This is a genomic window from Dyadobacter koreensis (genome assembly GCF_900108855.1).
Lineage (GTDB): Bacteria > Bacteroidota > Bacteroidia > Cytophagales > Spirosomataceae > Dyadobacter > Dyadobacter koreensis.
In genome coordinates this window covers 121919-134644 of sequence record NZ_FNXY01000004.1, presented here as the reverse complement: position 1 = coordinate 134644, position 12726 = coordinate 121919, and the positions used below count along the sequence as shown (strand labels likewise).

Sequence of the window (12726 nt, the reverse complement as noted above, 5' to 3'; positions counted from 1 at the left end):
GATGTCAGATGCCAAATTTGACGCGGGAGATCAGTATCACTTTTGACTTTTGAGCGGCCACTTTTTATCCGATTCTTGCCGAACATATCTAATCGAATTTAGAATATTCGTATTCAACCATTTATTAAAATTATTGGCACCCTCAATATATTCATGAAGTGCGTACTCGCTATCCTTCGCGAAATTGCATTGGAGTCATTCCCGTATATTTTTTAAAAAATGAAGCAAAATGCGTCGGTTCCTTAAAAGCCAATTGATACGAAAGCTCCTTGACAGTCAGATGACTCTGCAATAGCAAAGTTTTGGCTGTGTTAATTATTTGCTCATGAATAATATGCAAAGCATTACTTCCGGTCACTCGTTTCGCGAGTGCATTCAAATGATTAGGATGCACAGCCAACTGCTCGGCATAAAATCCAACCGAGCGGCTTTCATCTGCGTTTACGTCTGCCAGGCTTTTCGCAATCAAAGTTTTGTATTTACGAATCAATTCAAGATCATTTTGTCGGGTAGCTTCTGCGAGCGGATATTCGGAAAGTACCTGACGGTTGTACAGACGTTTCACTTGTAAAAGCAATGTCTGAAGATAGGAAGCGATCAGCTCAAATCGATCCGGATTATCGGCATCATATTCTTCTAAAATTTTCTGATACGTCATTTCCAGCCATACCCTTTCCGATTTATCTATCTCAAAAGGGATCGACTTATCGAGCTGCAAAAAGGGAAATTCCTGAATAATATTGGCCAGTTGCTTGTATTTGTAAAGAAACTTTTCCGAAAAAATAATAGATACCCCTTTCAAATCTCCCGGATGGACCGTCCACGCCATAATCTGATAAGGAGATTTAAACATCAGGAACGGAGCTTTGGGATTCATCTTCCAGAAACCTACTTTTACGTCAATATTGAGCTGCTCGTAAAGACTGACAGAATATAATTTATGACGGAATGGCTCAACAGGTTTTTCGTCGAAATTGTTGTAGTAATCTTCGATGCGTTTTACGACAAAATCTTCATCTGGTGGGATGGGAAGCCCAATATACTTTGAAAGCGCAACCAAATTATCAATTTCTTCCATTTCGTTTTTACGTAGTATTTCGGCCCGGCAGCGATACCGGGCCAAAAATCTTATCCCGGATTATTTCCGGGATAACACTACTTAGAAATAAGCCGTTCACCTACATATTAATTTCGTATAAAAGTTGTTTAAATCATTAGAATCTTGAACGTAATCAGCCGATAACGGTCTTCATCGGTGATTAGAAATCAAGCCGAGTGAAACCTGCCATAACCGTTCAGCATTTTCTTTGTCAAGGGCATATGCCGCTACGCCTTCATAGTTTTTTGGACGTTCTTTAAGGGTTGCCGCTTCATTACAATTCTCAAAATATTTTCCACCAATACCATCCAGCAACGGAGAAGTTGCCAGCAATACCGTTGTTGATGCGCCTTGTTGGGCATTCTTGTGAAGTTCCGGCGCGGAGGCCAGTTTGCCGCCAACGTTCCTTTGGAGATTGGTCAAAATAGCGCCGGGGTTCAAGGCATTGGAAGTAATCCCATCTTTCCTCCATTGCTCCGTGATTCCTACTGAAAACAATATTCCGGCAGTTTTTGATTGGCCGTAAGATGTGTAAGGATCATAAGGTCGGAAATTGTAATTTATGTCGTCGAAAACGATCGGAGAGAATAAATTTGCACTTGAACTTACGTTGATCACCCTTGCGGAATGCGCACTTCTTAGTGCCGGGTAAAGGCCGATAGTCAACGCGAAAGGGCCAAGATGGTTGGTTGCAAATTGCAATTCAATCCCGGCGTCCGTTTTTTGAAAATCAGGTCCGGCCATAACTCCGGCGTTGTTTATTAAAATGTCCAGCTTACCATCCCAGCTTGAAACGAATGCATTAATGGAACCAAGATCTTCCAGATCCAGTTGTGCGACATGAATATTTTCGTTCCCAGTTGTCGAAATAACATCCTGAGCGGCTATTTTTCCTGCTTCCGCATTTCTGACTGCAAGTGTAACATCTGCACCTGATCGCGCCAGACTTCTGGCAGTTTCGATACCAATGCCCGAAGAAGCACCCGTTATTATCACTCGTTTCCCTGTCAGGTCTATATCCCCGGCCACCTCATCGGCAGTGGAGTGAAAGCCAAATTTTGTTTTGATTAAAGTCATAATCTATTTCACGTATTTAAAAATACCAAACATGTTACAAAAGAATAAATGAGAATTTCGGCATAAGCCTTTCGCTCATCTAATGAACAATGCAAAGGTCGTGTGAGCAACCTCGATGGAGGTAACAAAAATCAAAGCAGCTATGACAAATATCAAATCAGCCGGATGAAAGAGATCATCCGGCTGATTGAAATAGCGTTTAAATTGATTCAGGAAGTTCACCTGGCAGCTTTTCGTAATGCAGCATACCGATTCCGCATCTTATCCACGTCCATCTTGTTCTTTTTTACTTTAATTAAATTCGCAGTTTCCCGGGGGTCTTTTTTAGTATTGTAGAATTCTTCGTAATTGTGTTCAATAAATTTCATATACTTCATGTTTTCGGAAACAACTCCTTCGACTTTTGGTATCCAGGGACTTCCCAAATAAGTATGTTCGTAGAAAAAATCCTTTCGGGTCCCAACCTTATTTGTCATAACGCCAATGAGGTCTTTTCCCTGGATTGTACCCGGAATCGGGATACCTGCAAGTGATAATATTGTGGGTGCGATGTCGATATTTAAAGCAATTCGATTAGTTTTCTCCCGTTTCATCTTACGCGGCAATGGACCTCCGGAAATAATCAACGGCACCCGGATAGATTCCTCATAACCAAACCATTTTCCCTCTAAACCATGCTCACCCAAAGAAAATCCGTTGTCACCCATAAAGATAATGACGGTATTTTTTTCAAGTTTAAGCTGTTTCAATTGTACCATCATGTCTCCGACGACCTCATCAACTCCACTGATCAAACGATAATAATTCCTGGTAGTTTCCTGTCTAAGCTCCGGGGTAGACAAAAGTGGCTTCCACCGTTCACGGGCAATGTTTTTGTCAGATTTGAACCATTCAGGAAAACTATTCCAATACCTGGGATCAGCAGTAACGGGTTCCGGCATCACTACATTTTGGTAGTATCCTTTATAACGTTCCTGTACAGGAAATGTGGGTGGACGGCCATCCAGTTCGTGTGGGGCTTTGAAACTAACTGACAAACAAAAAGGCCCCTGATCTGCGAACTCGCTTAAAAACTGTTTAATATCTTTGCCTACGCTATCCGTGTGGTGGATGATTTTTCCACTTTTATCAACCATTTCGTAAACTGGCTGCTCTTCTTTGGCACTCGCCCAATAGTCAAAAAGTGAATCCGGCTGTCGTTTTTCATCGATACCGAATTTGCCAATAAATCCGAGCTTGTATCCGGCATTTTTGAGTAACGCAGGATAAGTCTTACCCAAAGCTTTCTTATCAAAGCAAGTAGAAAAATTATTGATTTTATGCCGCGAAGCATATTGCCCTGTCAAAATACTGGCTCTGCTGACACAGCAAATCGATGTAGTTACATACGCTTTTTTAAATAGCGTTCCTTTTCTGGCAAGCGCATCAAGATTTGGTGTCTTAATGATTTTATTGCCCATGATACCTAAGGCGTCCCAACGATGATCATCCGTAAGGATAAAAATGATATTGGGTCGCACTGTTTCTTCTCTTTCACTATTTCTTTGACCTCTTCCTAAAATTGCCTGTTGAGTTTGCCGGTTCAAAATGCCAAAAATGATGTTTGGATTGACCATGATCCTGCCCTCATGTCTTTGCGCGCGAGCCTGCCCAAAGTTTACACTAAGCAAAATAACTAATAGAGAAGATTTCAGTAAACCGGTAGTTCGCATATTAACTATTGTCTTCCCAAATTTCTTTAAAAAAATTCGATATTAAAACAGGAGTCTTATACAAACATTTTCCACAAAAATCCCCCCGCAGAGAAAAGCTTAAAAGTGGAGATTTCGATGGATTCGTTGAAGGAACTACAACCGGCACCTGCCTTTTGATAACTGAGATTTTTAAACGGTACCATTTTATGTAAACGGTAACGAACGCGATTGCATTTTGCTTTAGTTTTGTCCGGTTATCTGCTTTAAGCAGATTTCAACTAATTGAAGATCAGTCTATATTATATCATAAGCCATGAACTATAACTTTGAAACATCTCTCCCTGTTGGACTAATTATGTCTATGTATGACTTTAATATTCCGGTAGAAAGCCAATCTTTAATTCCGGATTCTTCACGATCAAAAAGCTTCGCTATCACAGATCAAATATCAACAGAAGAAAACGACGAAGCTCATGAGCATATCTGGCTAAATGGCGAACTTAGCTGGCGACTTTAATTCGGACAATGGTAAGGGTTAATAAAAGTCAGGCAAAATGACGCATTTTAGATCGTGCTGATTCCCTAATCATCAGGAGCTCTTTCGTAATAGTGACTTTCCACTATTCTCATCGTCCAAGACTATATCATTTACATAGCAACAAAAATTTTTATGCATCCATCCATGTTACGTGCAGACCGTGAAGAAGGGGTTTTTATTGTACTGATTGCGGTTTTAATTCTGTATATTTTTTCAAAAGTACGGGCCAGAATATGAGTGCCGATTTTTCAACCGTTTGGTAATTACTATTTGGTTAAAAAACTGAAACAAAGTAAATTGAAGGTGTACGTTAAATATTAAAAATCAATTTTAAAGTCATTTTCTGCAAGCGTATTGGTCAATAAGTATTGTAATGATTTCTGTTTAAAGCATTGTCAATCTTAAATAGTAACGATTATGAACACATCTACACTCCGCATTGAAAGAGAAGAAGAAGTATTTTATCTGTTAGTAGGCATTTTGATTTTATGGGTCATCTCAGTTATCAGATCTCAGAATATGAGTAATCTTGAATCTGAGCCTTAAAATTTCAAAATCCTTTAAGATATTTATCGAAAACTCATTTTCTTACTCTGAGTCAGCAAGGGAGAATTGTTATAATGATCGGTAGGCACCAAACTTTTATTTTTTGGGTACATACCGATCATATCTTTTTAAGCAGAAGTAAATTCAGCGACCCGGATTTGTAGATTTCACACCAATTTCCTGATTCATCAGTGAAGATCCAGATACAAAACATTTGATAACGTCCTCACATCACCTTAAAACAGTTATAAACAGCGAACATTTACGCCTTAACGCCTCGGGCATTAAGGATTGTTTCAACCAAATTTTGAATACTGTCGTTAATACTGGTGATCACTTCACCAAGTGGCCCAGCGCCAATTACATTTGTCAGGGCTCTTTTTTCACTCGGAGTTTCAATAATGTCAGCGATTAAATGAGCCACCTCGCCCGGATCCGGACTAGAAGAAGTGGGTTCAAAATATTGGAAAACTGCATTTGTGTAATTGATCATGTCCTCTCCATACTGTTTTATCGCATCAGGATTATCCGGGATCATTTGCTTGCTGACAATATCTGTCGACTGGTAGGCCCCAGGCTGAATAATGGCAATGTCAATACCCGAAGATTTCAACTCATAATAATAGCTCACGGACAATGCATCGATAGCAGCCTTGCTGGCAGAATAAACGCCCATAACGGGAATGTTTTGCCTGGAAGTAACACTTGAAATGTTTATGATTAAGCCACTTTTATTTCGGTGCATAAAAGGCAAAACTGCCTTGATCATCCGATCTGCGGCAATGACATTGATTTGAAATATCTGATCAACTTGTTTCGCGCTAAGTGTTTCATTCAGACCAATATAACCCGTTCCGGCATTATTGATCAGAACATCAATAATATCAGACGTTTGCGACGTAATATTTTCCAAAGCAGCTTTTACGGAATGGTCATCAGTGACGTCCGCTTCAATAATTTGAATTTTCACGCCTTCTGTGATTGCCCAATCTTTTAATGATTGCGCAGCTGCGGAATTTTTCGTCTGCACGTTTCGCATCGTTGCAAAAACGTTATGACCTTTTTTTGCTAAAATTTTGGCAGTCAGTAAACCAAAACCGCTGCTTGTCCCTGTAAGAATGATATTTGCCATTTCTTTGCTTATTATGTGACAGACCGACTGATAATTTAGTCAGACAAAACTACTTCCGATGATGAGGATCGGCAATGTAATTATCCCACAAAGCGATGTACAAAAATGATCACTTATAGAACTTTTGAATTTATTTTAAAACATGAAAACCCGCCCGGAGCTGCATTTTATTTGGAACATATCGTTTTTGGAATAAAAGTCAGAGGCCGCGCTTTATTTTTGGAGCGCATGAACCCTCATGGTTCATAGCGGCCAACCACAAGTCTCCGGCAGCCTCGCTCCTGGCAATTAAGTAAGTTACGCAGACTTATTCATCCCGATGCAGTATGGAATAACTGACTTTTGGGACAAGCATTTAAATCAGAATTTCTAAGAATCACACAATAAGCTGAAAACGAGTACCTTTCCGAAAAATTAAATATCCTGTCCCGCGGGAAACACCCGATGCTTTCTTATGGATAAACTTTAAAATTCAGCTATTTAAAGCGCAAAATTTTCAATAACCAACTCAAAATTTATGTCCTATTTACCATGCACCTTAATCGGCCAGTGCTGATTTTGGAATTCTATTGGCCCCAATCCAGAAGTCACAAGTCACAACCATTAAGTCCTTTAACGTGATAAAGTCTATCGGTTTTTTAATGAAAGCGCTCGCTCCAGCCTCATAACAATCAGCAACCTGCTTTTCTGTTCCACCGTTCGACATCATGATTACCGGGATATTAGCAATCACCTTATTGCGATCAGGATTCTTCTTTAAAATCTTTAAGATCGATAGGCCATCGTAAAATGGCATATGAAAATCCAATATGATTGCGGCAGATAAATCTCCATTAGCATCCAACCGTACTTTTTCCTCGAGAACCTTGAACAGCTGCTCCCCTCCATCCAATATATTTACATTATATTGAGGTAAGTAATTTTTCATGATCTGACGCATCAAATAACGGTGATCTGCATTGTCGTCTACAATAATCAACTCCCGAGTATTCATAAATTAATGTTTATCTTTTAAATTTTATTATTAGATGACTCTTGATATTCCAGCGGAAAGACAATCCGAAACAACGTCCCTTCGCCAGTTTTACTTTCAATGGTCAGTTCACCGGCCAGCAATTCACATAATCTTTTCACGATAAACAAACCGATACCTTCCCCTGTCGACGAGCCCACATTCTGAAAAGGTGTCAATTGATCTTTATCCCAATTCTGATGCGTTAATTTTGTGACAAGGTTTTGAGAGAGTCCATTTCCCGTATCTTCGATTTCGATAAACCATTTGTCTGATTTAATCTCATTCATGACAGTGTTGACTGAACCCCATCTGACAGAGACAGACCCATCATCAGTATATTTTAAGGCATTTAGAATAAGGTTTTGTGCAATCCTTCTAATTTTGACAGCATCATTCCGAACTATCAAAGCAGTATGCTCGCTGACATTAAGTTCCAGACCTTTGTCTCTCGAAATCTGAATCATACTTTCGCACAGCCCGGACAGCAGTTCAGATAGATCGAAAGATGTCACTTCAATCTTTTCTTTACCCGCTTCCAGTCGCGAATAATCCAGGAGCTGGTTTAACATAGAAGTTACCTGGCGCAGATTACGTTGCAGCATGTCAAGAGATTTGTTGCGATCCTCCTCGGTATCCATAAGGTTCAATAGTGCGGTTGCCCCCATGATTATCCCGAAAGTACCACGTAAATCATGAGAAGTTGCCCTTAGGAATTCCCCTCGGTGGCTGATATATTGCCGCATCTGTTCAAGAGACTGGATCATCTCATTAGATTCTTCAAGTTGTTGAACCCACTTACTCTGCTGGCGTTCCGCTTCTTTGAGAGATGTGATATTTAGACCCGCAATAACGACACCACTCTTGTGTCTGACCACAGAGATCCCTATCCATTTATCATCTTGCTCCTGATAAATTTCTTCATATGACCGTTCGCCAGTGCTGAGCACCCGCTTCATTTTTTTAACATCTTCTTCTGAAAACAACTCAGTCGCTCTTTTGTCTGCAAGTGCGCTTAAAGGCTTGTTGTATTCCTTCGCGAAATTCTGGTTATAAACTTCCAGCCGGAAATCTTTTACATCACCCGCCTGATCATAAATCGGTTTGAGATAGCTGATCGAACCTGGTGAACAATCTAATACCGCCTGGAGATTCTCCATCATTCTGATCAATTTTACTTCGGCAGTTTTCCGTTCAGAAATATCCAGAATTGTAACTACAACACCATTCTCGTCAATTTGTCGGGTTATAAAAAATGCATAATGCTTATCACCGCCTGACGTCAGATCAGAAATCTCTTTGTAAACCGGTTCGCCTGTTTCTAAAACATGAAGATAAAGATCGAACAGCTCGGTGTCTTTCAGATCCGGATGAGATTCCATCCATGACCTCCCAATGATATCATCAGAACTTTGTCCGTTGAATTCCAGCGCTTTTTCGTTATAAACAGAGGTGATAAAATCGGAAACAGTTTCTGCCCCATCTGGCTTTAAGGCTTCCATCAAAGTAATTGCAGCAGGAACGCCATTTAATACACTCTGAAGGCGGTCTGCTGTTTTTCTTAACTCCCTGTTAGAAATTTCCAGCTCTTCGTTCGTTTCTTTAAGCTGCTGTGTCCGTTCTTTGACATGAGAATTCAGCTGCTGGGAAAGTGTTTTTTGAAGATGAATATCCGTACCATTTCCAATGTATCCCGTAAATTTCTTTTCAGGAGAAAACATAGGCTTTGCCGTTTCCAGAACCCACCGGTACTCACCGTCTCTACGCTGTAAGCGATATTCAATACTAAATATATTCTGACCTTCAAAATTTCGTGCGAACGTACGGTCGTAATGCGAGCGGTCTTCGGGATGAATTAAATCCGCAAAACTCAGGTCTGGGTTGTCCTGATTTTCAAGTCCGGAAAATTCCAGAAATGCTTTATTCAAAAAATTGATTCTGCCTTCCGGTCCGGTAACCCAGATCAACGCGGGCGCATGGTCGATCATATCATGGAACCATGCCTGTCTTTCTTCCAGCATATGCTGCACACGCCTTTGCTCGGTAACATCCTCGATGACCAAAAGGATTACCTCCTTGCGCTCATGCTGAACAACTTTCCGCGCATGAAGAAGCATCGTCTTTTCGCCGATTCCGGCAAAATTCAAACAAACTTCATATGCTTTTATATGAACATTGTTGGTAATTACCTCTTCCAGCAACTGGCGCAGCTGAGCTATATCCCATTGCCCTTTATGCAGTTCGTAAAACATTTTACCCTCGATATCCTCCTGCTGCACATGGAAAATTTTGTAAAACGCCTTATTTGCACTTTTTACTTGCAACTGTCTATCAAGCAATAAAGTTGCCTCTCCAATTGTGCTGAATATGGCTTCTGAGTAGCCATAGGCCTCAGTTAATTGATCATTCCTTATCTGGAGCTCTTGATTGATTGTCAAAAGTTCTTCATTGGTAGACTCAATCTCTTCTTTACTTGTTTCTAATTCTTCGTTAATACTCTGCAACTCCTCATTGCTGCTGACAATTTCTTCATTAGCGGATTGTAACTCTTCATTACTTGTTTCCTGCTCCTCTATGATTGAATGCATGTCTTTACGAAGTGACGACAGCTCCATTTCCAGTTGTTTAATTCGATCGTCTCTGAAATTAGGCGTGTTCTCATCAGCTGAGATGCTGTGTGCTATTTCTTCGAAAAGTACGAGAAACAAAAACTGATCCTCAAAACTTCTCAACGGAACGACCTCAATTTTGACATAATGAAGCCTGTCATTCACCTTCATTTCCAAGCCGCTTTTCTTGGCAGTTTCGCCGGATTTCCGGCTTTTATGAATTGCATTCCGAAGTTCGAAAACAAGGGAGGGACGGGCCATTTTGAGCAAATTAAAACTTGCCTTTCCTGGCGCATGTTCCAGAAACAATCCGGTAGATCCCCGAAATTGAAGGATTTCCAGGTCCTGATCTACAACAATACAGGCCGGTACATATTTTTTTAATAATAAAGAATCAACTTCTTTATCCAGATCTCTCGCTGGCGCAGGCAGTTGATTGCTTTGTCGCTGAACCGGTGAGCTTTTAACATTCCCCAGACGTGTTTCCACATTCCAGCGAATGTTCATATCAAACGTTGCCTTGCCGGTTTCCCGGCTTTTCCGCATGAAAACTTTCTGTTTTTTATCCAATTGGGAAAATAGAGAAACCGAACTTCCCACAGCTTCCGAATTCCCGAGCAAAAGTAAACCTTCGGGATTTAGAGCGTAATGAAAGGTAGCCATAATTTTCTGCTGGAAGACGGTATCCAGATAGATCAGAAGATTACGGCAGCTGATCATGTCTAGCCTGGAAAAGGGCGGATCGCGGAGAACATTATGCGGTGCAAAAACACAGAGATCACGAATTGATTTCTTTATCGCGTATTTATCATCCCTTTTCAGGAAAAATCTTTGAAGCCGGACAGGTGTCACGTCCGAAACTTCGCTTTTCGTGTACAGTCCCTGCCTTGCCTTTGCAATGGCGAATTCGCTCAAATCGCTTGCGAAAATCTGTATGGTCGTTGAGGAATTCTCGCCCAATAATTCAACCAGGATCATCGCCAGAGAATAAGCTTCCTGCCCGGTTGAGCATGCGGGTATCCATATACGGATCGTATCTTCCGGAGATTTAGTCTTGATAATCTGAGGAAACAATTTCTTTTTCAGGTATTCCATTACCTCAGAATCCCTGAAAAAGTTAGTTACATTGATCAACAAATCATTATACAGATTTTCCGCTTCGGAGGGATATTGCTGCAGATATACCACATAATCCCTGAGCGTATCCAGTTTATAAAGCAGCATCCGACGCGAGATCCGTCTGCGAATTGTCGACATTTTATAATGATCGAAATCTACGCCTACTGCCCTTTTCAAAAAAAGAAGTATCTGTTTTAAATCTTCATCTACCTTCCCGGCATCCTCCTCGTCCGCATTCACAGCAGCTAGATTCAATACAGCGGATTTACTACCCAGACGTTCAAGTTCCTTCGCGATGTCCATCGGCGAAAGCACCATATCAACGACACCTTCCTGGATGGCTGAACGCGGCATACTCAAATGTTTCGCTGTTTCGTTCTGGGCAATGGTTATTCCTCCGGCAACTTTAATCGCTTTAAGTCCCAGCGTTCCATCATGCGCCATGCCAGAAAGGATAATTCCTATCGCCCCTTCTTTTTCTCTTTTCGCCAAAGAAATTAAAAACTTATCTATTGGCATATGCATAATTGGCCTGGGCTGCCTGTTAATTAGTTCCAGCCTGTTGCCCTCAACCTCCATATCTTTGTCCGGAGGAATAATATATACACTGTTGGCTTTCAATTCCATCAGATGCTCTGCTTCAAAAACAGGCATCTGCGTCACCCTGCTCAGTATCTCAGATAATCGGCTTTCATAAGTTGGAGACAAATGCTGTATATAAACATAAGCCATACCTGTGTTCGGCGAAAGATTTTCGAATATCTGGGAAACCGCCTCAAGTCCGCCGGCAGACGCCCCGATAGCAACAACAGGTATCGGATTCGCATCGGGTCGCGATTTATCTGGCGGAGCTATATTTTTTGACATGGACCTAGGTAAATATGAAATCAAAATCGTGCATAAGACAACCAAAAGAAGTTTTTAAATGCAAGATCGTCGGGGTAAAAAATAAATACGTTTTACAATAATATACAATACAGTTGTAAAATCTGCATTTTCATGGGGTGAAGTTATCCGTTTCAAACAATTTAGAACTTCTCTCAGAGGAATGAGGATTCATTTCGTAATATTCGAGCTTTAAGACTTTCACTTCAAAATGTTCTACTACCTCGCCGTTTTTTATTGTACTGATCAAATTAGATATAAGTACAAGTATAAACTGCGTTGCATTGTAACGTCTTATCTTTAAGAACAAAACCGTTTTGAGGATGATATGACTGTATTTAACAATTTCCATTTTTTATCAGCCAAAAAATCAGCGTTTCAGGATCAGATGGAAATGATATCAATCATTTTTTAAGAAACGGATCTGTAAAAGTATCGAAGATGCGCAGGCTCTGTAAGGAAAGGAGTTGAAAAACTATTTTAAAGGATAAACTTTTCCACGATCATAATTTAAGTAATTAGCATTTTTTAAATCTATACAGGTATCTATGAAAATAAGAAAATTCCAGAAGTCCGACCGGGAACATGTTATCGATTTATTGAGATTGAATACGCCGCAATACTTTTCTCCGAGTGAGGAGAAGGATCTGATCTATTATTTTGACTATCACGCCGACCATTATTATGTTGCCGAGGATGATGATAAAATAATTGGCGCGGCTGGTTTTAATCTGTCTGCAGACAGAAAAACAGGTAGCTTATCTTGGGATATTATTCATCCTGACAGTCAGGGAAAAGGCGTTGGCTCTGAGCTGACAAGATTCAGAATCCGGCAGATAAAAGAAGTTGCGACCGTCCAGACATTAGCTGTAAGAACCTCGCAACTCGCTTTTAAATTTTATGAAAAGTTCGGACTGGTGTTACGCGAAACAGTTAAGGACTATTGGGACACAGGTTATGACCTCTATCAAATGGATTGTGCCATTGAGGAAGCCCTTTAACTTTAATCGAACGT

General features: G+C 40.5%; 10 protein-coding genes. 3 read left to right on the top strand and 7 right to left on the bottom strand.

Annotated elements, in window-relative coordinates; translation table 11 throughout:
- Positions 1–169: 169 nt before the first annotated feature.
- The 3 genes from BMY70_RS12890 to BMY70_RS12880 form a co-directional block, all read right to left on the bottom strand.
- Complete coding sequence (locus tag BMY70_RS12890; RefSeq protein WP_090335616.1) at positions 170–1078, bottom strand: helix-turn-helix domain-containing protein; 909 nt, start codon at positions 1076–1078, stop codon at positions 170–172.
- A 171-nt stretch (positions 1079–1249) separates the two neighbouring features.
- Positions 1250–2176, bottom strand: coding sequence for an SDR family NAD(P)-dependent oxidoreductase (locus BMY70_RS12885; RefSeq protein WP_090335615.1), 927 nt, complete (start codon positions 2174–2176; stop codon positions 1250–1252).
- Between the two features lie 218 nt (positions 2177–2394).
- Positions 2395–3888 (bottom strand): sulfatase family protein, encoded by a 1494-nt coding sequence (locus tag BMY70_RS12880; RefSeq protein ID WP_090335614.1) that lies wholly within the window; start codon positions 3886–3888, stop codon positions 2395–2397.
- Between the two features lie 295 nt (positions 3889–4183).
- Between BMY70_RS12880 and BMY70_RS30665 the strand changes: the two genes are divergently transcribed.
- Both BMY70_RS30665 and BMY70_RS31470 read left to right on the top strand, forming a co-directional pair.
- Entirely contained in the window at positions 4184–4387 is a 204-nt protein-coding gene (locus BMY70_RS30665; protein WP_143072091.1) for a hypothetical protein, read from the top strand.
- A gap of 438 nt (positions 4388–4825) precedes the next feature.
- The gene (locus BMY70_RS31470) at positions 4826–4954 is read left to right on the top strand and encodes a hypothetical protein (protein ID WP_262485744.1); all 129 of its coding nucleotides are present in this window, start codon (positions 4826–4828) and stop codon (positions 4952–4954) included.
- Positions 4955–5216: 262 nt separating this feature from the next.
- Here BMY70_RS31470 and BMY70_RS12875 read toward each other — a convergent pair whose 3' ends face one another.
- The 4 genes from BMY70_RS12875 to BMY70_RS12860 all read right to left on the bottom strand — a co-directional run bounded on the left by BMY70_RS12875 (position 5217) and on the right by BMY70_RS12860 (position 12063).
- Positions 5217–6086 (bottom strand): SDR family NAD(P)-dependent oxidoreductase, encoded by an 870-nt coding sequence (locus BMY70_RS12875; protein ID WP_090335613.1) that lies wholly within the window; start codon positions 6084–6086, stop codon positions 5217–5219.
- Positions 6087–6624: 538 nt separating this feature from the next.
- Entirely contained in the window at positions 6625–7080 is a 456-nt protein-coding gene (locus BMY70_RS12870) for a response regulator (protein WP_090335612.1), read from the bottom strand.
- Positions 7081–7097: 17 nt separating this feature from the next.
- Entirely contained in the window at positions 7098–11693 is a 4596-nt protein-coding gene (locus BMY70_RS12865; protein WP_090335611.1) for a CheR family methyltransferase, read from the bottom strand.
- Between the two features lie 130 nt (positions 11694–11823).
- The gene (locus tag BMY70_RS12860) at positions 11824–12063 is read right to left on the bottom strand and encodes a hypothetical protein (protein WP_090335610.1); all 240 of its coding nucleotides are present in this window, start codon (positions 12061–12063) and stop codon (positions 11824–11826) included.
- A gap of 196 nt (positions 12064–12259) precedes the next feature.
- Between BMY70_RS12860 and BMY70_RS12855 the strand changes: the two genes are divergently transcribed.
- Positions 12260–12712, top strand: a complete 453-nt coding sequence (locus tag BMY70_RS12855; RefSeq protein ID WP_090335609.1) for a GNAT family N-acetyltransferase — start codon at positions 12260–12262, stop codon at positions 12710–12712.
- Positions 12713–12726 lie beyond the last annotated feature (14 nt).